This window comes from Streptomyces sp. NPDC111744 (assembly GCF_055634995.1).
The window spans coordinates 1-23744 of sequence record NZ_JBVKCG010000050.1 but is presented as its reverse complement, the minus strand read 5'-3'; the positions used below and the strand labels follow the sequence as shown (position 1 = coordinate 23744).

General features: G+C 68.9%; 21 protein-coding genes and 5 pseudogenes. 13 read left to right on the top strand and 13 right to left on the bottom strand.

Annotated features, from left to right (window positions below):
* Positions 1-529: 529 nt before the first annotated feature.
* Entirely contained in the window at positions 530-838 is a 309-nt protein-coding gene (locus ACZ7OO_RS43120; protein WP_471512858.1) for a hypothetical protein, read from the top strand.
* 45 nt (positions 839-883) lie between these two features.
* On the top strand, positions 884-3529 hold the full coding sequence (locus ACZ7OO_RS43115) for a helicase associated domain-containing protein (protein ID WP_471512857.1): 2646 nt from the start codon (positions 884-886) through the stop codon (positions 3527-3529).
* Between the two features lie 74 nt (positions 3530-3603).
* Here ACZ7OO_RS43115 and ACZ7OO_RS43110 read toward each other — a convergent pair whose 3' ends face one another.
* Entirely contained in the window at positions 3604-3942 is a 339-nt protein-coding gene (locus ACZ7OO_RS43110; protein ID WP_471512856.1) for a VWA domain-containing protein, read from the bottom strand.
* Positions 3943-4033: 91 nt separating this feature from the next.
* Here ACZ7OO_RS43110 and ACZ7OO_RS43105 point away from each other — a divergent pair, with 91 nt between their 5' ends.
* Positions 4034-4558: a site-specific integrase gene (locus tag ACZ7OO_RS43105; RefSeq protein ID WP_471512855.1), complete on the top strand. Its 525-nt coding sequence runs from the start codon at positions 4034-4036 to the stop codon at positions 4556-4558.
* Positions 4551-5135, top strand: a complete 585-nt coding sequence (locus ACZ7OO_RS43100; RefSeq protein WP_471512854.1) for a hypothetical protein — start codon at positions 4551-4553, stop codon at positions 5133-5135. Before ACZ7OO_RS43105 ends, ACZ7OO_RS43100 begins: the two co-directional genes overlap by 8 nt.
* Positions 5136-5436: 301 nt before the next feature.
* On the opposite strand, the gene ACZ7OO_RS43095 is transcribed toward ACZ7OO_RS43100, so the two are convergent.
* From ACZ7OO_RS43095 to ACZ7OO_RS43065, 7 genes and pseudogenes are all read right to left on the bottom strand, one after another.
* Positions 5437-5706 (bottom strand): hypothetical protein, encoded by a 270-nt coding sequence (locus tag ACZ7OO_RS43095; RefSeq protein WP_471512853.1) that lies wholly within the window; start codon positions 5704-5706, stop codon positions 5437-5439.
* Positions 5707-5833: 127 nt separating this feature from the next.
* A complete protein-coding gene (locus ACZ7OO_RS43090) occupies positions 5834-6106 on the bottom strand; it encodes a DUF2625 family protein (protein WP_471512852.1) in 273 nt (90 codons plus the stop codon).
* Between the two features lie 13 nt (positions 6107-6119).
* A pseudogene (locus ACZ7OO_RS43085) lies at positions 6120-6314 on the bottom strand (deoxyxylulose-5-phosphate synthase); the annotation flags it as partial.
* Positions 6315-6460: 146 nt separating this feature from the next.
* Positions 6461-7018, bottom strand: coding sequence for a telomere-protecting terminal protein Tpg (tpg, locus tag ACZ7OO_RS43080; RefSeq protein ID WP_471512851.1), 558 nt, complete (start codon positions 7016-7018; stop codon positions 6461-6463).
* Positions 7019-7030: 12 nt separating this feature from the next.
* Positions 7031-9274: a telomere-associated protein Tap gene (gene tap / locus ACZ7OO_RS43075; RefSeq protein ID WP_471512850.1), complete on the bottom strand. Its 2244-nt coding sequence runs from the start codon at positions 9272-9274 to the stop codon at positions 7031-7033.
* 122 nt (positions 9275-9396) lie between these two features.
* Positions 9397-9560 (bottom strand): annotated as a pseudogene (locus tag ACZ7OO_RS43070) (helix-turn-helix domain-containing protein); the annotation flags it as partial.
* Between the two features lie 129 nt (positions 9561-9689).
* Positions 9690-11176: pseudogene (locus tag ACZ7OO_RS43065) on the bottom strand (ISL3 family transposase).
* Between the two features lie 499 nt (positions 11177-11675).
* On the opposite strand from ACZ7OO_RS43065, the gene ACZ7OO_RS43060 reads away from it, so the two are divergent.
* Positions 11676-11867: a hypothetical protein gene (locus ACZ7OO_RS43060; protein WP_471512849.1), complete on the top strand. Its 192-nt coding sequence runs from the start codon at positions 11676-11678 to the stop codon at positions 11865-11867.
* 84 nt (positions 11868-11951) lie between these two features.
* On the opposite strand, the gene ACZ7OO_RS43055 is transcribed toward ACZ7OO_RS43060, so the two are convergent.
* Both ACZ7OO_RS43055 and ACZ7OO_RS43050 read right to left on the bottom strand, forming a co-directional pair.
* Positions 11952-12869, bottom strand: a complete 918-nt coding sequence (locus ACZ7OO_RS43055; RefSeq protein ID WP_471512848.1) for a CU044_5270 family protein — start codon at positions 12867-12869, stop codon at positions 11952-11954.
* Entirely contained in the window at positions 12866-13474 is a 609-nt protein-coding gene (locus ACZ7OO_RS43050) for an RNA polymerase sigma factor (RefSeq protein ID WP_471512847.1), read from the bottom strand. Before ACZ7OO_RS43050 ends, ACZ7OO_RS43055 begins: the two co-directional genes overlap by 4 nt.
* 176 nt (positions 13475-13650) lie before the next feature.
* On the opposite strand from ACZ7OO_RS43050, the gene ACZ7OO_RS43045 reads away from it, so the two are divergent.
* From ACZ7OO_RS43045 to ACZ7OO_RS43020, 6 genes and pseudogenes are all read left to right on the top strand, one after another.
* Positions 13651-14628, top strand: coding sequence for a transposase (locus ACZ7OO_RS43045; protein WP_471512846.1), 978 nt, complete (start codon positions 13651-13653; stop codon positions 14626-14628).
* An 82-nt stretch (positions 14629-14710) separates the two neighbouring features.
* Positions 14711-16111, top strand: a complete 1401-nt coding sequence (locus tag ACZ7OO_RS43040; RefSeq protein WP_471512845.1) for a HEAT repeat domain-containing protein — start codon at positions 14711-14713, stop codon at positions 16109-16111.
* Between the two features lie 268 nt (positions 16112-16379).
* Positions 16380-17896, top strand: a pseudogene (locus ACZ7OO_RS43035) (transposase).
* Positions 17877-18353 (top strand): ATP-binding protein, encoded by a 477-nt coding sequence (locus tag ACZ7OO_RS43030; protein ID WP_471512844.1) that lies wholly within the window; start codon positions 17877-17879, stop codon positions 18351-18353. The pseudogene ACZ7OO_RS43035 and the gene ACZ7OO_RS43030 overlap by 20 nt, the downstream one beginning before the upstream one ends.
* Positions 18323-18667 carry a hypothetical protein gene (locus tag ACZ7OO_RS43025; protein ID WP_471512843.1) on the top strand — a complete coding sequence of 115 codons (345 nt, stop codon included), beginning with the start codon at positions 18323-18325 and terminating at the stop codon, positions 18665-18667. The genes ACZ7OO_RS43030 and ACZ7OO_RS43025 overlap by 31 nt, the downstream gene beginning before the upstream one ends.
* Positions 18667-19704 carry a hypothetical protein gene (locus ACZ7OO_RS43020; RefSeq protein ID WP_471512842.1) on the top strand — a complete coding sequence of 346 codons (1038 nt, stop codon included), beginning with the start codon at positions 18667-18669 and terminating at the stop codon, positions 19702-19704. The genes ACZ7OO_RS43025 and ACZ7OO_RS43020 overlap by 1 nt, the downstream gene beginning before the upstream one ends.
* A gap of 195 nt (positions 19705-19899) precedes the next feature.
* Here ACZ7OO_RS43020 and ACZ7OO_RS43015 read toward each other — a convergent pair whose 3' ends face one another.
* Both ACZ7OO_RS43015 and ACZ7OO_RS43010 read right to left on the bottom strand, forming a co-directional pair.
* Positions 19900-20256 carry a hypothetical protein gene (locus tag ACZ7OO_RS43015; RefSeq protein WP_471512841.1) on the bottom strand — a complete coding sequence of 119 codons (357 nt, stop codon included), beginning with the start codon at positions 20254-20256 and terminating at the stop codon, positions 19900-19902.
* 478 nt (positions 20257-20734) lie between these two features.
* A complete protein-coding gene (locus ACZ7OO_RS43010; RefSeq protein WP_471512840.1) occupies positions 20735-21526 on the bottom strand; it encodes a carbon-nitrogen hydrolase family protein in 792 nt (263 codons plus the stop codon).
* Positions 21527-21956: 430 nt separating this feature from the next.
* On the opposite strand from ACZ7OO_RS43010, the gene ACZ7OO_RS43005 reads away from it, so the two are divergent.
* Both ACZ7OO_RS43005 and ACZ7OO_RS43000 read left to right on the top strand, forming a co-directional pair.
* Positions 21957-22382, top strand: coding sequence for a hypothetical protein (locus ACZ7OO_RS43005; protein WP_471512839.1), 426 nt, complete (start codon positions 21957-21959; stop codon positions 22380-22382).
* A 95-nt stretch (positions 22383-22477) separates the two neighbouring features.
* On the top strand, positions 22478-23092 hold the full coding sequence (locus ACZ7OO_RS43000; RefSeq protein WP_471512838.1) for a hypothetical protein: 615 nt from the start codon (positions 22478-22480) through the stop codon (positions 23090-23092).
* 346 nt (positions 23093-23438) lie between these two features.
* Here the strand turns inward: ACZ7OO_RS43000 and ACZ7OO_RS42995 are convergent.
* A pseudogene (locus ACZ7OO_RS42995) lies at positions 23439-23649 on the bottom strand (hypothetical protein); the annotation flags it as partial.
* Between the last annotated feature and the right edge of the window lie 95 nt (positions 23650-23744).

Here is a 23744-nt window from a genome sequence, read left to right as displayed (position 1 = left end):
GCGGTGCAGCTGCCGCACGGCCCGCAGGAACTGGATGCGTTCGGTCTTCGGTGCCATGCGAGGCCGTGTACCCCGATGTGCGATGAACATCGGGGTCATCGGAGACTCGCATGTCTGCTGATGTGATGCAGCATGTAGCATTGGCGAAAAACCAGTAGGAGCGGAGTCATGACGATCGATCAGGCAAATCCCTGAAGGGATCACCCGAAGAGCCACGTATTTTATTAAGTGCCATGGTTACTGGACTGGTCGTGCTGATATCGAGCAGTACAGGGGCCGATGGATGGAGCACGGGGTTCCTGAAAGTCAGATCGATCGGGTGTCCGCCTTCGAGGCTGTCTGGGGCGGCCTGGCTCTTCCTCCTTCTCCTCACTATGACGGAGGGCCTCGAACACTCCATGGGGACGTACCCGAGGGTCCCGCCCCTGACTGGCACTTCGAAGCCGGCGCGCCGCGTACGGCTCTTCCTTACTCGTTCATAATCGGCCCGAACGGGGAGTTCGGGCTTCATGCCGGAAGGTGGGTGCCCTTGCATGCCAGTGTTGAAGGGTGGGTGGAATCTCTGGCACTGGCAGATCATGCCCGTAGGTGTGCGCGCACGACCACCACGTTGACGGGCGCTGCCGTAGACGACCTCGAGCTGGACGGGTTTGATGCCGTGCCGGAGGTTGCCGGCCTTACGGACACCTGGTGGCGCGGCAGCGACTCGCTGATCGCCGTCTATCGCGGCGAAGCCGAGGTCATGGAGGCGCCGCGCTGCCGGACCGCCACCATCTATGCCGGACTGGACGCATGGGGGCTCAGGGGCCTCGACGACATCGACAGGCCTTCAAAATAGCCTCATCCTCACCGCCTGAGACCCGCCCGGAAAAGGGAACCACAAATGCAGGCAATCTCGCTCAGAGAACACCAGGTCGACCAGAAGTCGACCTTCCGTAAATGGATTGGGTTCCCTGCAAGATCACCTGTGCCTCCGGGAGGGATGCGGGGAACGATCGTGTCCGCGACCGGATCAGGCAAGACGATCACCGCCGCCGCTTGCGCGCTGGAGTGCTTCCCCAGCGGCCGGATCCTCGTCACCGTGCCGACCCTTGACCTGCTCGTGCAGACCGCCCAGGCCTGGCGCCTGGTGGGGCACCGGGCCCCGATGGTGGCGGTGTGCTCGCTGGAGAACGACCCGGTGCTGAACGAGCTGGGGGTGCGCACCACCACCAACCCCATCCAGCTGGCGCTGTGGGCCGGGAAGGGGCCGGTCGTCGTGTTCGCCACCTACGCCTCCCTCGTGGACCGCGAGGACCCGGAGGACCCGTTCGGTCAGGAGAACGTCCGTGGGCCGCTGGAGGCCGCTCTGGCGGGCGGGGAGCGGCTCTACGGCCAGCAGATGGCAGGCTTCGACCTCGCGATCGTGGACGAGGCTCACTCAACCGCAGGTGATCTTGGCAGGCCGTGGGCGGCCATCCACGACAACGCCCGCATCCCCGCCGACTTCCGGCTCTACCTCACCGCCACCCCGCGCATCCTGGCATCGCCCCGGCCGCAGAAGGGCGCGGAAGGCCAGGAGCTGGAGCTGGCATCGATGGGCCAGGACTCCGAGACCTACGGATCCTGGCTGGCCGAGCTCGGGCTCTCGGAGGCGATCGAGCGGGGCATCCTCGCTGGGTTCGAGATCGACGTGCTGGAGATCCGCGACCCCTCCCCCGTCCTCGGGGAATCTGAGGAGGCGCAGCGGGGGCGGCGCCTGGCGCTTTTGCAGACGGCGCTACTGGAGCACGCCGCGGCGTACAACTTGCGTACGGTCATGACCTTCCACCAAAGGGTGGAGGAGGCCATGGCGTTCGCGGAGAAACTGCCGGAGACGGCAGCCGAGCTGTACGCCAACGACGCCTCGGACAATGACCTGGCGGCTGCGGACCGGTTGCCGAAGTCGTCGATCGGCGCAAAGTTCTACGAGCTCGAGGCCGGCCGCCACGTCCCGCCGGACCGGGTGTGGTCGGCGTGGCTGTGCGGCGACCACCTCGTCACCGAACGGCGCGAGGTACTGCGCCAGTTCGCCAACGGCATCGACGCCGCCGGCCGCCGAGTCCACCGCGCCTTCCTCGCCAGCTGCCGCGTCCTCGGCGAAGGCGTCGACATCACCGGAGAACGAGGAGTCGAGGCCGTGTGCTTCGCCGACACCCGCGGCTCCCAGGTGGAGATCGTGCAGAACATCGGCCGGGCGCTCAGGCCCAACCGCGACGGCAGCACCAAAGTGGCCAGGATCATCGTGCCTGTGTTCCTGGAACCCGGCGAGGACCCCCAGGACATGGTCGCCTCCGCCTCGTTCCGCCCCCTCGTAGCCGTCCTCCAGGGCCTGCGCTCGCACGATGAGCGCCTGGTCGAGCAGCTCGCCTCCCGCGCACTCACCAGCGGCAAGCGCAAGGTCCACGTCCGGCGCGACGAAGACGGGCGGATCATCGGGGCCGACGGCGAGGACCAGGAGCACGACGACACCCAGGCCGCTGCCGAGTCCGCGCTGCTCCACTTCTCCAGCCCGCGCAACGCCGCCACCATCGCAGCCTTCCTCCGCACCCGGGTCTACCGGCCCGAGTCCCTGGTCTGGCTGGAGGGTTACCAGGCCCTGCTCCGCTGGCGGAAGGAAAACGAGATCACCGGCCTTTACGCCGTTCCCTACGACGTTGAGGTCGAAGTCGGGGCAACGAAATCCTTTCCACTTGGGCGATGGGTCCACCAACAGCGGAAAGCACTGCGGGCCGCAAAACTCGACCCCCACCGCAAAGAACTGCTGGACACACCGCAGGCCGGTATGGTCTGGGAACCTGGCGAAGAAGCCTGGGAGACCAAGGTCGCCGCGCTGCGGTCCTACCGGCGGGCCACCGGACACCTTGCTCCGCGTCAGGACGCGGTGTGGGGCGAGGGCGAGGCGATGGTGCCCATCGGGCAGCACATGGCCAACCTGCGCCGGAAAGGCGGCCTCGGCAAGGACCCGGAGCGTGCGACGAGGCGGGCCGCGCAGCTCGCCGAGATCGACCCGGACTGGAACTGCCCCTGGCCGCTGGACTGGCAACGCCACTACCGTGTACTCGCCGACCTCGCCGCCGACGAACCCGACGGGCTGCTGCCCGACATCGCCCCAGGCGTGCTCATGGACGGCGACGACCTCGGACGATGGCTGGAGCGGCAGAAGCAGCCGACCACCTGGGCGTCGCTGTCGACCGAGCAACAGGAACGGCTGTCCAAGCTAGGTGTGAAGCCCGTCCAGGCGCCGTCTCCCGCCCCGACGGCCAAGCGCGCGGCCAAGGCGCAGCAGGCGTTCCAGCGCGGCCTGACAGCCCTCGCGCAGTGGGTGGAACGGGAAGGCCCGCGGCCAGTACCAAGGGGCCACAGTGAGGAGATCGCCGTCCACGGCAAGGCCGAGCCGGTGGTCGTCAAGCTGGGCGTATGGGTCTCCAACACCCGTGCGAGGCGAGGCAAGCTCGCCCAGGAGCAACTGGACGCGCTGCGGAAGCTGGGCGTGGAGTGGGCGCAATGATCATGTGGCGGTAGTCGGCTTGGTTCGTGGAGGCTGCGCGTGGATGGCAGCCAGGCCTGGCTCGATGTACGGCCTCACGATCGCATCCAGGTAGCGAAGGCGTCGACAAGGCCCGTGTAGAAGCGCTCGCCGGGGACCGAGCCCGGATTCTTGCTGGCGTCGTAGAAGGCGACGTTGGTGAAGGAGGCGGAGGCGTTGAGGTTCTTGTAGAAGGCGAGCTTGCCGCGGCCGAATCCCACAAAGAGCCAGAAGATGCCGAGCGAGGCGGTGTTCTGAAGCATGGAGCGGACCTCTGCTTTGTCCCAGGGCTCATCGCCGACCTGGGTCACGATGAAGGCGGGGTCTGCAGCCCCGGATTCCTGATAGTGGCTGACGGCGCGGCGCATCGCGTTCGCCAACCCGGCACGCGACATCGCTGTAGGGGAGAGACCACGCTCGATCCCTAAGCCCCTGACCCCCAAGGTCCTCAAGGCCGTCGGCGCGGCTGCCGACACCAACGCCGCCTTGAAGCTGCTCGTCGCCCTGATCGGCATCCACGCGCTGTATCCGCAGCAGGCGAGAATGCTGCCCCTGGAGGCCATCGACTTCCGCCGCCGCCGACTCGTCGTTGCCGGCATCGACCGGCCCCTGGACGACTTCACCCGCCAAGCCGCCGCCGACTACCTCCGCATGCGGCACGCCCGATGGCCGCACACTCGCAACCCCTACCTGTTCGTGAGCTCGCAGACGGCCTGCACCGACGCCTCGGTCACCTTCGGGTGGATGCATCTCCTTCTGCGCGGCGTGCCAGCGACGGCACAACAACTCCGCGAAGACCGTCTCCTCGAAGAGGCGGCAGTCAGCGGGGGCGACCCGCTTCATCTGTGCGCACTGTTCAACATCGTTCCGGAGACCGGACTGCGGTACGTCCGTCCGCTATGGCCGGCTCCGGAAACGACGTCGGCCTCGGGGAACCGCGTGCCGCTGCGTCGTGCTTGCTCACCTGTGACAAGGCGCCCGGAATCAGGCGACAATCCAGCGCATGGATGACGCGTTCACACTCGTTGGGCGAGCCGCCGACCTGCTGCCTGAGGACGCCGTGGCAGAGAACGGCCAGACGGTCGGAGATGTTCGCGAGGAGATCGAGCTCCAGGAGTGGGAGATGGCGCTCGATGTGCTCATCGAGATCGCGGACGTCTATCCGGTGTCCATCACCTTCTGGGAGATGCTCGCCGAAGCCGCTCGGCAGATGATGCTCGACCGCAGTCGCCGTTGGTGCGAGTGGCGGGGCTGGGAGGTCGAGCATGGCACGATCCGTGCGACCTTGACCCTGCTGGGTGCGGAGGAGGGCGGACGCCAGAGTGCCTTCTCGGGAGACGGCTGGCTTAGACCTCTGTGGGACATCGGTCACCGCACCGCAGCCGGACAGCAAGATCTGAACATCGCGCGGCTTTGGGTGGAGTTTGCACCGGAGCTCGGCCCGGGAGAGGCAGCCGACGTTCGACTGGCTCCTTTGCAGCCAGAGCAGTGGCAGCATCTGAAGCTCGGTGACGTGATCACTATGCACGAGGCCCAACCCGCCACCGGCATTGCCGAAATCATCGAGGTCCTGCCGCCTCGCGCCTGAGGCCCCTGGGCGGCCAGGCGCGAGGGGCCCGCAGTCGGATGTCCGTCAGCCGCCGTCAGGGCTCTCGGTGAGTCGGCCAGCGCTGGTGCGGAAGTCGGGCATGCCGAGGTTGGACGGTCGTGTGCCGGGCCGCGAGGTCGCGCATGGCGGCGAGCTTCTGCTCGGCGGCGGCGAGGCTGGACCGAATCCTGGAAGAAGCAGTCGCCACGTCCGGCGACGCGCTCCACCTGGCCAACATGCTCAACCTCAGTCCAACCACCGCGACCCGATACGCCAGCGCGGTTCACGAGGGCGGCTCAAGCTAGGCCGGCTCGGCCGGGACTTCGGAGGGCACGAAGAGGCTCAACCGGTAGGTGGTCGGCTGAAGCATCCGTCCGCAGAACGTATCGATGCGGACCGCCGTCCAGTCGATCTGCTGGTTCTCGGCCCGCAGGCGGCGAACCTGAGCATGCCAGTCCGACTCATCCTGAGTCTCGATGAGCACGTTCCAGTGCCCGGCCTCGGCGAATCGGGCAGCAGCCTGCTGACGGCCGGCCTCCTGCTGTCGCTTCCGCTTCCTCTGCCCCGGCATGGGACCAGCATCGCGGCAGACACTCACCCCAGCAAGACCATTTCCCGACTGGCCGACCTCAGCGATCTGCCGATCACCGGCGAGATACAGTCACCAGGCCGCAGCTTCGCCGGTGCACATCGCGGGCCTACACGTCACCGAGGAACCCCGGATCAGCCGGGCCCATCTGCCGAGCGAAGTCGGCTGCCACGCCGAGGACCTCGCGCATAAGCGCCGGCCGCCGACTGGTGGCCGCGAGGTCGGCATGGGCCTCCTTCGACCACAGAAACGGATACACGGTGATCCCCTGCGTGAAGTTCAAAGCGGCGGCATCCTCGCGCCAGCTGGGCCACCGCAACCCGTCATAGAACGTCTCCAGGCGGCCGGACAGCAGCCAGGAGATCCAGGCAGAGTGGCCCATCTCCATCGCTTCCCACGCCAGCGTTCAGCAGCACCGTCAGTGTTCGCCACGCCGCGACATCCCGCCGTCGGGGCGCGGCGAACGCCGAACCTGCGTGGATCAGTGGCTCCGCACAGCGGGGACAGGTCCGCTGTCGCGTTCTGTCGTAGGACTGCTTGTAGGAGGCCCTGCAAGAGAGGCAGACGTACGAGGTCTTCGCATGAGCCATGTGCTCAACCCTAGAGATCTCCCTGGGAGTCGACCAACGAATTGAACAGATCGAGAGGCCAGGCAGCAGTGTCGGCACGCCTTCCAGACTCAACTGGCCAACTTGAACGCTCACATATGGTGACTGGCGGTACTCGCTGTCCGGATCTACAGGTCGAACTCGAGGTGCTCGATGTCGGTGAAGCGGACCTCCTCCAGCTGGCCGGCGCGGCGGCCGCCGTCCTGGAAGTAGACCTCCTTGAGCGCTTCGGCTGCGATCTCCTGGAGGCGCTGGTCGGTGGCGCCCTGCTCCTGGGCTTCGAAGAGGCGGGCGGCGTAGCGGGGCGGAAGGGCGACGGTCAGGTGCCGGATGCGGTCCTGGTCCGTCGACCCGATCGGCGCGGTGTAGCCGAGCCGGGCGCGGGTGTCGATCACGATGCCGCCCGTGGTGGCCGCGGTCTGCTTGGCCTTGGCGCGGATCTGCGGCTGCCAGCGGGCCTTCACCTCGCGCTCCAGGCGCGCTGCGAGGTCCGGACGGGGCTTCTTGATCTGGTCCTTCACGTACCGCTCCACGGTGCGCTGGGAGATCCGCAGCATCTGGGCGACCGCCTTGGTGCCCTTGAGCTGCTTGACCAGGTACCGCATCTGCGCACCCGCGCTCTTGGGCGCCGGGCGGGTGAACGCCTTCTGCACCGCGGCCTCCAGGCCGTCCCCGAACAGGGTCATCGTCGCCCTCTCCTACTCTTCATTGTCGACGTCGGTGACGGAGCCGTCCTTGATGTAGCGGGCGAGGTTGAGCTCAGGGGTGTTGAACCGCTCGCGGACTTCCTCGCCCCACAGGACGCTCTGGGTGCCCTCGTGCTTGACCAGGCCCGGGTTGATGCCGAGCTTGAAGCCGCCCGGCAGCGGCTTGCCGTCCCGGTAGGGCAGGAAGTCCAGCGGGCTCTCGCCGTCGGCCGCGTAGACGACGCAGTCGGAGAGGATCGCGACCGGGTACTGCCCGGTGAACGCCGCGTGCTTGACGATCTTGCGGTGCAGGTTGATCCGCGTGCGGGAGATCACCGCCGCGCGGATGTCCGGCCGCCAGGTCGGACGGGACAGCGCGCGCCACGGCTGCCCGGGCTTCCAGCCCTCGCCCCGGGGCCGCTCGCGCAGCTTGCCCAGGCCGCCCTTGACCGTCGCCTTGACCGCCGAGACGAGGATCGCCAGCTCCGGGTCACGGCTGCGGTAGCCGTCCATCGCCGCGAGGAAGTCGGCCGGCTCCATGTCCGCGTCGACACCGAGGTCGGCCATCGTGGCGAGGAAGGCGTCGCGTAGGCGGTTGTACCAGGCGTCCAGGTAGCGGCCGTTGTCGTACCGCACCCAAGCCTCGATCGGGCGCACCTCGTAGCCGAGTTCCACCGCGTACGCCACGGTCGGCGTGGCGTACCAGGCCGGGCCCTCTGGTTGCTCGCCCTTCGGTGTGAACGGGCTGGGCATAAGACTCGCGTCCAGGTCCGCCCACTTGTCCTTGCCGACCTTCACCCTCGACAGGTCGACGTGGGAGAGGTCGACCAGCCAGGAGCCGGGCAGCTTCGCATCGAACACCGGAGCCTTCACGTGCGTCGGAGCGCCGAGGCCGACGGTCAGGCCGTTCGCTCCGGCGGCGAAGGCCATGTTCACGTCGATGCCGACCAAGTGCCGCTTGGTGCATTCGGCGTCGGTGAGCGGGCGTGCCCAGTCGTACGCCTCCTCGAACAGCTTTTCCTCCGGGCCGCGGACGTGGAACCGGGGCAGGTCCTTGAGGAGCGGGTGTCCGTCGGGGGCTTCGCACGGTGCGCAGTCCACCGGGTCCTTGCCCAGACTGCCGGGGTTGTGCTCGGAATGCCGCTTACCGTCGGCGTCGGGCTCGGAGGCGCGGGTCGGCGGGTGCAGCGCGGTCATCAGCTCCAGGCCCGTGACAGCGGTCGAACCGCGCGGCGTCATCACCCGGGCCGCGTAGACGCCCAGCACCCGGGCGAGCTCCGCCGGCGGGAGCTGGGCGGCCTCGCCCCAGTGCCGGGAGTCCAGCGCGTTCCACGACGGGATGCACAGCTGCACACAGGCCCGCTCCGAACCCGTGGCAGGGCGGTAGATCCGCGCCCACGGCCCGAACCCGCGCTTCGTGAGCTTCCACTCCGCGCGGACCAGCTGCCTGATGACCTTGTGGCCCTCCGGAATCCGCCCTGCCAGACGCTCCTCCTGCGTGAGGGTGGTGGGCAGGCCGTAACGCTCGAGCGCGGCCTCGGTGAGCACGAGCAGCGGGTCGGCGTCCTTGCCCGGCCCGGACAGCTTCGGCGCCCCGAGCTTCGCCTCCTTCAGCGTCCACTCCACCAGGGACGGCAGGGACTTGGCGGGCACGTCCAGGACCAGGCCGCCGGTGCAGTACGCCAGGACTTGGCCGTCGGCGTCGACGTCAATGACGGCGAGCGGTCCGTTCTCGAACCGCGCATCGGTGCCACCCGCCGGGGTTCCGGCCGGGGCCGCCTTCTTCGCGACCGGACGGCGCGCCGCCGACGACGGCCCGGCGGGGGACGCCGGACGCGACGCAGCCACCGAGGCCGGGGCGACGGTGGCAGCAGTCTGCCTCTTCCCGGAAACAGTCACGGCCGCAGCCTCAAAGACCGGCGCCGCGGCGGTCCCAACTTCCCGAGCGGGGGCGGGCTTACTGGTGAACGTCTCGGGCACCGCCGTGTCCTGCTCGGGTGCGGCGGAGTTGGTGGGGGCGGGGTAGAGCTCCGCGAGCTGCTTGAGCATCCGCGCATACGCGTCACGCTCCGGCGGCCTGGGCTCGGTCTTGCCGGCCTCCCAGCCACTGACGGTCGCCCGCCGAACGTCCAGGGCTGAAGCCACTTCGTCCAGCGTCAGGCCGTGCGCCTGGCGCAGCCGCTTACGTTCCGCCGGCGGCGGCAGCACAGACCGGGACGCGACCAGCGCATCGACCCGATCGAACAACTCCGACATGCAACACCTCCTGAGCAACACAGTAGCCCATGAACCGTACGGATAGCGTATGTTTTCCGCACGTAAGTGCGTACGATCAGCGTGCGGCAGGCGTTGATGCTGCGTGACCGGCACGGGCGGTGGCCGGTCTCCCAGCCGCTGACCGTCGCCCGCCGCACCTGCAAGGCGGCAGCCACCTCGTCCAGCGTCAGGCCGTGCGCCTGACGCAGCCGCCTGCGCTCCGGCGGCGGCGACAACGGGAACGGGACGCAATGAGCACGTCGACCGCCTCGAGCAGCTCGGACAGGCGGCACCTCCTGTCCCGCAACCCAGGCGTGAAGCGCATATTTCGCGTACGGAACACGTACGGGTGGCGTAATAGGGGTCTGTACGGTGAGCGGCCCTGTCTCACATTCGGTGGTGACGGAGCGTGCTGTTATCCGAGGAGGATGCGGTGCCGGAGCAGGGTGAAGCCTGCTCGTCCGTGCATCTGGCGCGCGATCCGTTTGGTCTTGGTGTTGACGCCCTCGGTGGGGCCGTAGCTGTACGGAAGCGTGAGCCCGGCGATCACGGCGTCGATGTCCCGGTCCAGGCCCCGGGTGAAGGCGTGTAGGTGGGCAGGTCGGCTGTTCGGACTTGGGCGATCCAGTGCGTGAGCGCATCGGCGTTGTCGGTATGGGGCGTAAGGAGCGGGGCGAAGTCTTTGATAGCTGCGGCCAGTTGGGTCATCTCGGGGCAGGCGGCGGTGAGCTTGGCCAGGAGCTCGTGCTGCTCGGGCTTGAGGTTGTCGGGTCTGGTCAGCGGCATCCGGGCGAGCCGGCGCGGCGAGATATGGCTGCGGTCGGCGTCCGCGCGGCCTTGGTTGATGTACTTGTGCAGAAGGTTCAGGCAGCCCGTGAAGCCGAAAGTCCTGATCTCTTCGAAGAGGTGCTGGACGGGGACGCCGGGGTCTTCACTTCGGCGTTTGCGCAGGTGCTCGCGGTAGGGATCGACCAGGCCGGCACGGTACTTGGGGACGCGGAGCATGCGCTCGGGCCGGTCGGCGCGGGCGTAGCGTTTGACGGTGTTCAGGGCCAGTTGCAGGCGGCGGGCGCATTCGAGCAGGCCCACGCCCTTCTCGAGCAGGCCATGAACCTGATGCCAGCGTTCGAGGGTGGTCTGAGCCCGGGGCCCGTCGTAGATCGGCGCGTCCAGCACCGTGGCCCAGCAGGCACTGTGTGCCTTCACCTCGCTCAGGGCGGCTTCGCACAGGTTCTTCCATAAATGCCAGCGATCACCGACTTGAACCGCGTCAGGCAGAGCACGGCGGATGGCCTCGGCGTATGTGGTTGAGCCGTCGCGGCACACGACCTCGATGCCCGGATGCTCGCGCAGCCAGGCTTCCCGCGTGTCGGCGGTGCGGTCGGGCAGTACGTCGATCCGCTCATGGGTTTCGGCGTCGATCACCACGGTGGCGTAGCGGTGGCGCCGGCGCAGGGCGAAGTCGTCGACGCCGATCACGCGGGGCACCCGCCCGGTGGGCAACGGGATGCGCAGCAGGGTGCGCAGGGCCGTGTGACGGGACAGGACCACCGCGAGTATCGCCAGCAAACGTGATCCCGCCCGGCCCGCTAACTCTTTGACCACGGCCTTGACCTGCCTGGTCAGACGAGCGGTGCGTCGCTGGTATCGCTCCAGCACCCCGGGCACCTGTTCGCGGAAGGTGTGGCGGCAGCCTCGCGTGGGGCACACCAGACGCCGCACCCGCACACGGACCACCACCCGTCGTCCGTCGACCGGAACGTCAGCCACCGTCCGCCAGTGATAGCCGTGCACCCGTCCCGACGAGGCCCCGCACACCGGGCAGACCGTGCGGACCTGGTCGCCGAGCTCAATGCGCAGTGGCACCGACTGGGGACCGAGAGCGGGATCTTCGGCGGGGATGGTGTCTTCCTGATCGACGTCGCGGACAACTGGACAGGCTGCGCGCCCAGGCGTTGGACGCGGGTGCAGCTCACGGAGCAGTGGGACCTCGCCGGAGTTTTGGGCGAGCGGCCCGGGCAGCCGGAGTTCGTCACCCTCTCGATGGACGGGGACACCCTGCTGGGGGTGACCACTGAAGAAGACGAGGTATGGCTGATCGGCGTAGAGCATCTGCGAGAGCGGCAGGAGGCAGCCGCTCGGGTGGCGGCCCAGGAGAGCCCCCGGGAGCGGGCGGCCGCTTGGACATCGCTGTTTCAGGGACCGGGACCTTCGAAGAGGGTGCGTGAGATGTGGGCGCACGGGCTGGCACTTACGAGCTTGGGAGCGTTAGCGAGGGCGGCGGCTGACCCGTGACGTAGAAGGGGCCGCACGGGTTGGGCGAGGTGTGACGCTTGCCTGGGCCCGTGCGGCCTGTTCCCATCCTGCCCTGTCCGGCATCTCCCGCACACACTTCGGCGAGTTGCTCGAAGAACTTGCTCCGCGGTGGGAGGCCGCACGGGAATCGGTGCTGCGCGATCGGCGCGATGGAGACCGGCGTCGGGCGGCAGGCGCCGGACCGAAGCGGCGACTGGTGTTCATCGACCGGCTGCTGGTCACGCTGGTGCACCTGCGCTTGGGTCTGCCGCACGCGACGCTCGCCGAGCTCTATTGAAGACTGATGTCGGCGGGGATCAGCGAGACGCCGACGCCCCGGGACCGGGCCCGGGGCGTCGGCGCAGGCAGGGGCGTCGGCTGGTCAGCCGATCTTGTCGGCGAAGCCGACGGAGAGGAAGGTCGTGCGGACGGCCCTGCCGGTGTCCGTGCCCTTGTTGGTGATGCTGATGGTCTCCAGGAGAGTGCTGGTCTTGGGGTCGATGATCAAGCGGTCGCTGCTGACGATGCCGTTGTAGACCAGCGCGGTGCCGGTGCGGCCGGCGCTGTCCTTGACAGTGCCGACGAGCTTGACGCCGTTGAGGTGGGCGAGGGCACGATAGAGGCTGGCGCGGAGTGCCGGGCTGGCGGGGGACTTGCCGAGAAGGGTGCCTGCCTGGAGGAAGGCGGACTGGCCCGCGTAGTTCTTGGAGCTGTTCATGATCTTGAGCAATGCCGCCGGGTCGGTGGGAAGCCGGTTCAGGTCGTTCCAGTTGAACGACTTGGGGCCGAGGCCCCACTCGAATGTGCCGGACTTTTGGTGGGTCCGGCCGCCCGTGACGATGTAGATGGTGTGCATGGACCGCGAGATGTAGATGTCGCCGGTGGAGGGCTTTCCGGGGGACGTCCTCAGGTGCATCTTCCAGTACCGCCCGCTGGAGGCCGGCTGGTTGGCGGCCACCAATGCGGTGCGGTCCAGGAAGGTGGCGGCGGTCGCGGCCTGCACCTGCTGGGGGGCGGCACTACCGGCCGAACCCGTACCGGTGTTGCCGTAGGCGACGACGCCGGCCGCGACCGCGGCGGCGGCCACCGCCGTGGCCAGGATCCGCCGGCCTGTGCTGAGCGGGCCGCGTCGCCACAGGGGGGTCACCACGGAGGGCGAGGCCACCGGCTCGGCTTGGGCAGCGGCATGGATCGCCGCCACTGCACGGCCGATGGCCTGGGGGCTCGGGGGTTCGACGCGGCCGGCGGCCTGGAGCGCCTCCGCGCCGGGGAAGTCGAGGAGGTACTGTCGCTGGGTCATGCCAGTTCCTTCCGTGCCGTGGGTGCGGCGGCCGTGGGGCGCGCCAGGGCGAGATGGGGCGTGGGGGTGAGGCGTTCGCGCAGTCGGTTGCGGGCGCGGTGCAGGCGGGAGCGGGCCGTGCCGGCGGGGATGCCGATGACGGCGGCGGCCTCTGTCGGGGTCAGCTGTTCCCAGGACATCAGCAGCAGCAACTCCCGCTCCTGTGTGGGCAGATCCGCAAGTGCCCGGCGCAGTTCGGGGGCCAGTGCGACGGCGTCCAGTCGCTGGTCCACCGCCTGCCAGGGGTCGACTGCGGCGGGCTCGGGAGCGGCGGTGTCCCGGCCGGCGCGTCGGATGTGTCCGGCCAGGACGTTTCGGGCCACCCCGAAGAGCCAGCCCCGGGCGGAGCCGCGGGAGGCGTCGAAGGTACGCCGGGCGGTGAATGCCTGCAGCCATGCCTCGGCCAGCAGATCGTCGGCCGCGTCGGGGGCCCGCCGCGCGAAGTAGCCGTGCAGGGCAGGTGCGTACTGCTCCACCAGTGGTGTGAACGCGGCCGGATCGGCCGCGGCGCGTGTCAGCAGGGCGTCGCTGTCGCGATCGTCCTGGTCCTCGTGATCCGTTGCCACGAAGTCTCCGTCTCTGACCACCGGACGGCGGTCTCACCCCGTACTTGTCGTACGGCGCCCGGAGCGTTCGCGCCGACGCAGCCAGGCCCGACTCGTGGTCATTACGAGCTTGGGAGCGTTAGCGAGGGCGGCGGCTGACCCGTGACGTAGAAGGGGCCGCACGGGTTGGGCGAGGTGTGACGCTTGCCTGGGCCCGTGCGGCCTGTTCCCATCCTGCCCTGTCCGGCATCTCCCGCACACACTTCGGCGAGTTGCTCGAAGAACTTGCTCCGCGGTGGGAGGCCGCACGGGAATCGGTGCTGCGCGATCGGCGCGGTGGAGACCGGCGTCGGGCGGCAGGCGCCGGACCGAAGCGGCGACTGGTGTTCATCGACCGGCTGCTGGTCACGCTGGTGCACCTGCGCTTGGGTCTGCCGCACGCGACGCTCGCCGAGCTCTACGGGGTGGACCGCTCCACCGTCTCCGGCGCAGTTCGCGAGGTCCGCCCACTGCTGTCAGCCCGCGGCTTCGCCGTCCCCGACCGGCCCGGACTACGGCTGCGCACGATGGAGGACCTGTTCGCCAACGTCCACGCCGAGGGCGTCGAGCTGCGGATCGACGGAACCGAGGTCCAGGTCCGCCGCCCCCGCGCGGGCCGTCCGGGCCGCAAGGCCTTCGTGTCCGGGAAGAAGAAGCAGAACACCATCAAGACCACCACCTTCAGCGACGCCCCGGGCCGCACCCTGTTCAGCGGGGTGGTCCGGCCCGGCCGCATGCACGACCAGACCGCGGTGCGCACCGAAGGGATCGCCGAGCAGTTCCGGCAGCACCCCGAGGTCAAGGCGAAGGTCGACGAGGGCTACCGGGGCCTTGCCAATGAGTTCCCCGGCCAGGTCGACGCCCCACCGAAGAAGCCCAAGGACGACGCCCCGCACGGCGAACACCATGCCTGGTGCGAACAGCGCCGCCGCCAGTCCTCGGAACGGATCTGCGTCGAGCACACCAACGCCGAGTACAAGCAGTGGCGGCCACTCCAGCGATTCACCGGCCGCCGCGAAACCTACGCCGAGACCCACCTCGCCATCGCCGGCCTGGTTTCCGGCCGCTCCGCCCGCAGGGCGACCCGCCGCAAGACCAGCACCGAACTGGTGCTCGCCGGCACGGCCGCTCGCTGATCACCAACCAGCCGACCCGCCAGGCCAGCATGCCCCGAACTCAATCGATCCCAAGCCCGTTAACCCGGCTACTCCCGATGACTTGCGTGCCCGTCTCCTTGGTGCGTCGCACTTCCTCCTGTGGCGGCGTCTGCCTGCGGCGGTCGTCGAGGCGGCCATCGTCCACCCGGATGGGAAGGTGAGGCAGTTGCTGGCCGAGGCCCAGCCGGGCCTCACAGCGGAGCAGTGGACTCGTCTGATCTTGGGCGAGCGGGAATCCCGGCCCCGCTGGATCCTCACCCTGCTGGCGGCGGATCAGCGCGCCGAGCTCACCGACGCCGCGTACGAGCAGCTCGCCGCGGATCTTTCCGTCCGGGTCCGGGAAGAGACCGCTCGTCCTCGCGGACTGCCCGTACGGATACTGACCGCGCTGGCTGGCGACGACGATCCCTCTGTACGCGCCTCAGCCTGCCAAAGGGCCTGGCCTCATCTGGACGGCCCGGCCCGGCGCAAGCTTTTGAGCGATCCTTCCGGCAATGTGCGCATCGAGGCGCTGTTGCGGTACCACCGAGAGCACCCGATGCCCCGTTCGGTGTTCGATACCGAAGGAGTCCGAGAGCGCGCGGTGGAGTCCTGCCGCCTCGAACGCAGCCTCGCCGAACACCTGGCCCACCACGGAGAGCAGGCCCAGTGCAGCTCTCTCGCGGGCAACCCGCACCTGGACCCGGACCTGGTCGGACTTCTTGCCCAGGACCCTGACGAGAACGTCCGCTTCGTGGTGGCCACACGCGCCGACATCACCGAGGAGCAGCGGGCGGGCATCCCCATCGACTTCGACCCGCGCGGGCACTACTACCCGCTCGACTGGGTCATGGCACTGCACGAGGATCCCGGCGCCATGCGCCGCCTGGCCGCCTCCTCCCACCCCCTGATACGCAGGAGCGTTGCCCGAGCCCGGCGCCTGCCTGCGGACGTCGTCGAACGCCTCGCCCGCGACGACGACCGCGTCGTCCAGCTCTTCCTCGCGGAATCGTGCGACGACGCGCCCGCTGACATGCTCCTGCGGGTGTGGCAGTGGTGGACCGGCAGCCTCAGTACCCCCGACCGCCCTCACGGCCACCCCAACTTCCCCCGCCGCAACCTGCTGCGCCACGCAGGCGACCCGAACGCCAGAATGCGCCAGCTGGCCTTGGACGACCCGGAGTCCACGCCAGAGCTGGTGGAGACGTTCAGCCGGGACAGCAACGAGGAAGTACGGCACCCGGCCGCGTTTGACCCACGCCTTTCGCCCGCATCAGCGATCCGGCTGCTCGACGACCCGCACGAACGTGTCCGCTACGCCGCCGCCCTGCATCCAAGGCTGCCCGCCCGGGCGATAATCCGGTTGCTGCGGGACGCCGACACCGCACAAACCGCGGCCCGACACCCCGCCCTGCCCGTCCCCGTCATGGAACAGATGCTCCAGCGGATCCAGCATCCGGCCCCGGTCACACCAGGACCGTAGGAAGCCATCATGCCTCCGGGATCGAGAGGGTTGGGCTGCCGTGCGGCCTCGCAGGCAGGCCAGCTGTATCGGATGGCGATGGTTACTGTCAGTCGTATGCCGATTCCGGTCAGTTGGGTGCCGAAGGGCTGGGATACCTGGACCAGGACAGCAGGCCGTGCTGTCCCGTACTCGGCGAGAGGGGCCGCGTGTGCCGGGAAGCCGTGGCGAGCATCAGCAAGACAGCCCGCAGGCCGTGTTTCCGCCGGCGGCGGGCCGGGCCGCGGCAATGCCCCGGCTGCTGGACCTCGACAGCCGCGGCGAGCTGAGCGCCGCGCATGTGCGCCTGGTGGCAAAGGCGTTGGGGAAGTCGGAGCGGACAGTGTGGCGGTGGCTGGCCGCGGCCCGCGAGGATCACCGCCTCGCACGGGTGGAGGCGCCCCATTTCACGGTCACCACGGAAGCCGGCGGCTGCTGGCGCTGTGGGGCGGTAACGCCTCCCGAGTCCACGCCGAGTTGGTACAGCGCGCGGCCGACGATCCGAACGCTCCCGCGGTGCCCTCGCTGTCCACGTTGCACCGGGCGATCCGCCGGGACCTGACCCGCGGCGAGCGGGCCGGGCTGAAGAGTGGGGAAGCTGCCCGCCGTGCTCACGACGTGTTCGGGCAGCGCCCGCCGACGCACCGCAACGCCGCGTGGGAGGGCGACCACAAGCATGTGCCCGTCGAAGTCGATGTGGAGGGCGAGCTGGCCACACCGTGGGTGACCTGGTTCATCGACTGCGCCACCAAGGCGATCACCGGGGTAGCGGTCACCGCGCACCCTCCGAGCCGGGACGCGGTGCTGGCGTCCTTGCGGATCGCGATCACCCGCAGCGAGCCGTTCGGGCCGGTGGGCGGGCCGCCGGGCCAGATCCGCGTCGACCGCGGCAAGGAGTTCCTGTGCCAGGCGGTCACCGCGGCGATGGGCGCACTCGCCGTCCCCGTCACCGATCTGCCCGCCTACACCCCGCACTTGAAGGGCACGATCGAGGCGTTGAACGACGCGGTGGAGGAGATGTTCCTCGTCTCGCTCCCCCGGTACACCGGCCGCCAGAAACTCACCGGTGGCCGGCTCGCCGACCCCGACGCCCCGCCCCTGACGTATGAGGCGTTCGTGGGGCTGCTGCTGGACTGGGTGACCTGGTGGAACACCCGCCACCACCCGTCCGCGCTGAACGGGAGGACACCACTCCAGGCGTGGCAGGGCGACGCGACGCCGCTCACGGACGTGTCCGCCGGGCAGCTGGCGACGTTCGCCCTGGAGGACGACGGCCGCACGTACACGATCAGCACCAGCGGGGTGCGGTGGCGCCGCCGGGACTACCTCGCCCCGTGGATGAACGGCCGCACCGGCACCAAAGTCTCGGTACGCCACCTGCCCCACCACGACGACACCATCGAGGTCTTCGACGCCGCCACCGGCCGCCACCTCGGGTCGGCGTTCCTGGCCGCTGCGGCGAGCCAGGAACAGATCCGCTCCGTCCAGGCCGCCCGCACCGCTGCCGCCCGCCGGCTCAAAGCCGATCTGAAGGCCGCGGAGAAGCTGCGCCGCCGGCGCTTCGAAGCCTCCACCACCGCCGCCCCGCCCAGGCCACTCGCCTCCCAGACCTCCGCGCAGGCCGAAGAAGAACTGGGCGCGGCGGCACAGACGGACCGCCGTGCGCTGGCCCGTCCCGATCTCGTTCCGCACGGCCCCGCACCCGAGACCTGGGCCCGCCCCAGGCCCCCGCGCACACCTACCCTTGATGAGGACCACCGCTCATGATCGCCGACCTGGACTACGGGCTGCTGCCGACGAGAGCGAAGACCACTTCCTGGGCCTGGAACAGGCACAGTTGGTGGGCACCGACACGCTGCTGACCACCCGGGACAACATCGAGGCCGTCATCGAAGCCAAGGCCATGATGTGCGTCTACGGGCCGGCCGGATCCGGCAAGACGATGTCGGTGAACTCCGCGCTGCGCCACCTCGCCCCGGACATCACCCACCGCCTGGAACTGCGGGCCGGACCGACCCCGCGCGACATCCGCCACGGCCTCTTCCAGGCACTGGGGCTGCCAGGCGAGCCCCCGGCCCGCCCGATCGAGTTCGACACCCTCCTCAAGGAGGCGCTCGCCGAGGAGTTCCGGGTCCTGGTCTGCGACGAGGCGCAGTGGATGAAGAAGGCCGGGTTCGAGTTCTGGCGCCACCTGTGGACGACAAACGCACCAACATCGCCGTGATCTTCGCCGGAGGCGACGGCTGCTACAAGGTCCTGCGACGCGAACCCATGCTGGCCTCCCGGACCTTCATCTGGCAGGAGTTCACCCGGATGTCCAAGGACGAGGTCCGCGCCACGATCCCCGCCTTCCACCCCGTCTGGGCCGACGTCGACACCGCGTTGATCGACGCGATCGACAAACAGGCCGCCCACGGCAGCTTCCGCAACTGGGCCAACATCACCACCCACATCCTGACCGGCATGAAGAAACTCAACCTCGCCCACGTCGACGAAGACCTCGTCCGCTGGGTCTACAGCAAAATCGGCGGCATGTAGTGACCGCCGGCGGTCCACCTCCGGTCACCGTCCTCGTCGACAAGGAAGACCACCCCGCGTGGACGGCCGCCGCACACGCCGCACACGATCCGGCCCTGAGCCGTGTGACCATCGACCCCAGTCCCGCCAATGGCGCACCCGCCGCCCTCGCCCACGACCTGCTCTACGCCCTGGGCAAACGCCTCCCCACCGGCGGAAAAACGTACGGAACGTGGGCCGACTCCCAGCGCCCAGCCTGGGACGCCGCCTGCGCCTGGATCCTCACCCACCGCATCGACCATCTCATCGTCTGCCGCACCGACCACCTCACCACCGCCCGCCAGAGACAACTACTCGCCCTGCGCGAGCGATGCGGCATCCGCCTCACCCTCCTCTGGCACCGGCCGGTCACCCCCGCTCTGAGGACGTTCCTCAAAGAGACCCCGCACCACATCATCGACACCCTCCCGCACGCCCGCATCGCATTGAGTCAGACGGGACACCCGCCGACAGGTACCCGAAGCACCGGACAGCAGCGGCCCACCGAACCAGCCCCTCGCCAGGACGACGGCCGGTGGATCACCTCCCCGGCGTGGTCGGACAGCACGGTGACAGGCCGTCCGAAACGTGCCCCGTGCCAGGGCGCCCCCACGCTCGTCCCGACGAGCGACGCACCGTCCGCGCAAGAGCGTGACCGCACATCAGCAGACGTCCTCGCCGCACGGCTCACCACGGTGGCGCACCCGCTGCACGCGACAGCGCTGACCATCCACGCGGTCAGCGGAGCAGACATCCCCCAGCTCGCGCTCATCCGCGGCATCGACATCGACGAAACGGCGACCACCGTCAAAGTCCACTGCAGCACCGCCCACCGCAGATGCCGGCTCTACCCGCTCCCCACCTGGACGCGGCGCCTCGCACGCGCAGCCGGCATCCACGGACAGCTCAAGGACCGTTCCCCGGACAGCCCGCTATTCGCCCTCATCACCGTCCAGGACGGCGAACAACTCCGCCTCACCGCAACAGGAATCCACTACCACCTCAAGCCCACACCGTAGAAAGCGACACCAGAGGGCCGTCCTCACTGCCGACACTCAGCCGCGCGAACTGAGCTGATCTGTCGATCTTGCGCTGAGCTGCGGGGCGCCAGATCGAATGCAACTCCCGGCTTGGGGCGAAACCCCGCGTGGGTAGCGAGCCGGCCGCACCAGGTCGGAAACGGAACCGGTCCTCGATGAAGGGCTGCTCCGGCTTCAAGGACGCAGCGACCGCTGAGCGATGGCCAGGGTTACCTCGACTTCGTCGCTCCAGGAACAGACCTCCAGCCACGAGAGGTAGCCGCCCTGCGCAAAGACCAGCACCTCGCCGAGGCACTCCCCGTCTTCTGTGAAGATCTGGACCTCGGCCGCCACCACAGTGCCCGGCCCGGACGGGGCCGGCTCCACCGCTTGCGTGTCGAGATCGAAGTACGCAGTGCCACACCAACACGCGCAGCGTTCCCGCACACGAAGGTGCGGCACCTGCCGGCGAAGAACACGGTGAACCGGATCATCCCCGCCGAGAACGGCCTCCAGCACCAGGGCCACATCAGCGGGCAGCGTCTCCGTCACCTCGCCACCGTATCCCCTGCGGTCCGCCGAGACACACCGCCAGCACACAACCGCCCCACGGCCCTGACCAGCGACGACACACACCATGCCGTACCGATCGGCAATCAACTGACCCGCATCAACGCCAAAAACGTCAGCACCAGATCGGCACCCATGACAGCGGCCGAACCACCCACACCAACAAGCTGAACAGCAAAACCCCGATTGCTACCCCACTGACACCACCATGCCGAACCACCACCGACAAAAACCCGCAGATCATCACCCGCGCCGAACAGCAGGCCGCCCGGGCCGCCGCGGTCGCCGCGGGCTGACGAAGACGGCGCCGTCCTACGGGCCGGGCACGTTGGCGCCCTTTTGCCCGGCCGGAGAGGCGTTGACGCGAGGCCCCCTTCATCGAGGTGTCCGTATCTGTGGGCCGTGCGACACTGACCCCAGTCAAACGGCAAGGTCGAACGACTCAACCGAACTCGGCAACTCAAGACCAAGTTTTCAGGCGTTGCGCGAGCAGTGGCGTGGCTTCGGCGGGATCGATGTCGCAGACCAACAGCCCGGGCTTTCCGTAAGGCTGATGGCTAAGCAGCGTGCCGTCCGGCCGCACTACGGCGGATGTCGTGGGCGATCCCGGGCTCGCGCAGTTGACGGCGGCGACGTAGCAATTGTTCTCGGCGGCGCGACAGAGAAATGCCTTCTCGTGGAAGGAGTTTCTCGGGTCGGCGAATTCAGTTGGCTGAAACGCGCCGGGCTCTGCTTCGTTATAGTGCGGGTGGAACACCAGCTGGGCGCCGTTGCGAACGGCCCAGCGTACCGTCTCCGGATAGCGAAAGCCCTCGTGGCAAATCACGATGCCGAAGCGGAAGCTGTCGACTTCGAATATCCGGCGATCGCTGCCCGCCTCGTATATGGAATCTTCTGCTGGGTCGAGCTGCACCTTGTCCTGATAACCCGCTCGATCGCCGTCGGGTCGAAGTACGAGCGTGGTCAGACGTGGCTTGTCGGAAACGTACCGCTCCGTACCGAGCACCACGTAGATGTGGCTCTCCCGCGCGGCCTGGGCGATGCGCTCGTACGCAGCTTCCAAGAAGTTGGCGCTCACGGCCTTACGCGATTGCGGCGGCCATGGGTAGCCCGGCACGTACGCTTCCGGGAAGCACACGATATGCGCGTCGGCAGCAGCAGCGGCTCTGACCGCGCGCTCGGCTCGCACCACGGAGTCTTCTGGATTCTCGGGAATTTCGAGGTTGGCGAGCGCGATGCGAAGTCTTGTCATGCGACTCATTGTGCTGCACAGCCCGGACACCCGAGGGGCGATCCGGCTGCACTGCCCAGCGGCCGGGCCGTCGCCTTCGGTGAATTGTTCGCGCCGCGACCGGCTCCGCCCCACCACACCACGCCGCTCCGGACCACCGCCCGCTGTGATCAACCTCGCCGACAGCCGCACATGCGCCCCGCACCTCAGCCGACCCCGCTGATTTCGTCCCATGGCTTGCCCAACGCCTCATCTGCGGACGGGATGCGCTCGCGAGTCCCAGCGTTCAGAAACAGGCTCTGCCCCGACACGGGCTCAATCCGTCGCAGCGGGCCCGCCAGGTGGAGTCTGAACCGCCCCGGGTTCGGTAGAGATCTCTGCACCCGCTCCGAAGATCGCTTCTGAGGCCGCCACGATCAGCGCGGCGGCCCATCGGCAGTGAGGAAGCGTCATGGAGACGACTGCGTCGAAGGTTTCCCAGCTCGCCCCGGAGCACATCGCGCGAGCCGCCGATTACGTGGAGCTGGTCTGGCGGGGCCAGGGCAGCGAGCAGGACAAGGCCGCGCTCGCCGCATTCCACTCTGACGGGTCCGAGCTCGCGCGGCTGATCGGCCAGTTCGGCGAGCTGCTGCTGGCCGACTACATCACCGCAGTGCCCGACGAACACGCCGACTGCGAGTCCGCGTACGCCCTGCGGCAGATGGTGACGGTGGCGAGCCGGTACCTCAAGCGGTGGTGCCTGGCGGGCGGTGGGGCGCAGACCGCATGGATCGCGGCGGGGTTCCTGATCGAGTGCATGCAGGAGGTCGACCAGGTCTCCCAGTTCTTCGCTGACGTCCGCGGCAACGTCTCCACCGAGTGCCCGACCACCGCCTGAGCCACCGGACGGCCATGCCTCGCAAGCCACAACCGGCAAGCCGTCGTCAGCCACATCCAGCCCTCCCGGGCCAGCCAACAACTTACGGAGCCGTCATGCCCAAGAAGAACACCACCGCCACCACCGAGCCGTTGACCCCGATGCACGCGGCTGATGTCGCCGACGCGTTCGCCTACATCCGGGCGTTGCAGGCCCGCGACATCGACACCGCCGGCGCGGTCGCCAACGACACAGGCCCGGAGCTGCGCCAGCTGCTCCTGGACGTCGCCGCGCGCATCTTCATCCCCGTCACCGCCGTGGACGACTGCGACGGGGAGCCGTGCCCGCACTCCTTCCTGGCCGCGGCGCTCGGGCGACTGCTGCTGGAGGTCCTGTGCCACGGCGACGGCGCCTGCCTGGCCTTCCCGCCAGGGCATCGCCCAGACCATCGTCCGCTTCACCGAGAACATACTCACCGAGGACCACGGCGACGTCGCCGACGCGCTGCGCCGACTGGAGGCCGCAGGGATGAGGCAGGCGATGGAGGCACACCCGGCGCACCGCACCACCGCGTAGCCGCACCTCCGGGACGGCGGTGGTGCGGTGCGGCGCGCATCGCAGGCGCACCACCGCACCACCGTGGTGCGGTCCACCGCATCGCCGCACCGCACCGGGCGCGCGCCACGGCCGGGCGGGTTCCTCTATCACACGCCCCCTTGACCACGGCCTGATCGCCAGCCGAAACGGGCTGTGTCAAGGGGAATCGTCCTCGGTAGCAGACCTGGACAAGGGGGTGGAGCGGAGCTGGTCAAGGGGTCGCGCGCCTCCGGCCGCACCTGGTCAAGGGGTCGGTCGGCGGTGAGCGCACCGGTGCGGTGCGGGACATCGAGTGCGGCGCACCGGGCGCGCGCGAGAGTGCCCGGCATCGTCGGGTGGTGCGGTGGCCTCCATCGCGATGCGCACCACAGTGGCGTCCATCGTCATCCAGCGCACCTGAGTGAAGTCCACCCGATGTCGTGCATCGCCACTGGATGCAGAACATCGTGCGCTCCACTCGGTGGACGATGCCCGGCATCGTCACCACAGCCAGGCAATTGGAGTGCCGCACCCGGGACAGAGCGCGGGCATCGCGGCGCGCGGCCGCGTTGCCGATCCGGTTCTGCCGGGAGCGGGGCCGGCGCGACTGCGAGGCGGCGAGGCGGCGCTTCCCGGCGTCCTGGAGTCGCCGCCGCTGCTTGCGCAGCTCCTGCTTCTTCGCGGCCTTGGACTTCGGCTTCCGGGGGCGCTTTTAGCCTCGCGCTTTCACGAGGTGGGGTGTCCGAGGCTTGATCAAATAAGCGGAGAGTGCTCCTGACCTGCAACGATGGGACTTGTCTAGGGTCC

What these genes read in the sequence shown, in the direction of transcription:
- ACZ7OO_RS43030 (WP_471512844.1), top strand. Translation starts at nt 17,877, where the DNA reads ATGAGGACCACCGCTCATGATCGCCGACCTGGACTACGGGCTGCTGCC.
- ACZ7OO_RS43055 (WP_471512848.1), bottom strand. Translation starts at nt 12,869, where the DNA reads ATGACCCAGCGACAGTACCTCCTCGACTTCCCCGGCGCGGAGGCGCTC.
- tap (WP_471512850.1), bottom strand. Translation starts at nt 9,274, where the DNA reads ATGTCGGAGTTGTTCGATCGGGTCGATGCGCTGGTCGCGTCCCGGTCT.
- ACZ7OO_RS43010 (WP_471512840.1), bottom strand. Translation starts at nt 21,526, where the DNA reads ATGACAAGACTTCGCATCGCGCTCGCCAACCTCGAAATTCCCGAGAAT.
- ACZ7OO_RS43100 (WP_471512854.1), top strand. Translation starts at nt 4,551, where the DNA reads ATGGATGACGCGTTCACACTCGTTGGGCGAGCCGCCGACCTGCTGCCT.
- ACZ7OO_RS43005 (WP_471512839.1), top strand. Translation starts at nt 21,957, where the DNA reads ATGGAGACGACTGCGTCGAAGGTTTCCCAGCTCGCCCCGGAGCACATC.
- ACZ7OO_RS43095 (WP_471512853.1), bottom strand. Translation starts at nt 5,706, where the DNA reads ATGCCGGGGCAGAGGAAGCGGAAGCGACAGCAGGAGGCCGGCCGTCAG.
- ACZ7OO_RS43110 (WP_471512856.1), bottom strand. Translation starts at nt 3,942, where the DNA reads ATGTCGCGTGCCGGGTTGGCGAACGCGATGCGCCGCGCCGTCAGCCAC.
- ACZ7OO_RS43090 (WP_471512852.1), bottom strand. Translation starts at nt 6,106, where the DNA reads ATGGGCCACTCTGCCTGGATCTCCTGGCTGCTGTCCGGCCGCCTGGAG.
- ACZ7OO_RS43000 (WP_471512838.1), top strand. Translation starts at nt 22,478, where the DNA reads ATGCCCAAGAAGAACACCACCGCCACCACCGAGCCGTTGACCCCGATG.
- tpg (WP_471512851.1), bottom strand. Translation starts at nt 7,018, where the DNA reads ATGACCCTGTTCGGGGACGGCCTGGAGGCCGCGGTGCAGAAGGCGTTC.
- ACZ7OO_RS43115 (WP_471512857.1), top strand. Translation starts at nt 884, where the DNA reads ATGCAGGCAATCTCGCTCAGAGAACACCAGGTCGACCAGAAGTCGACC.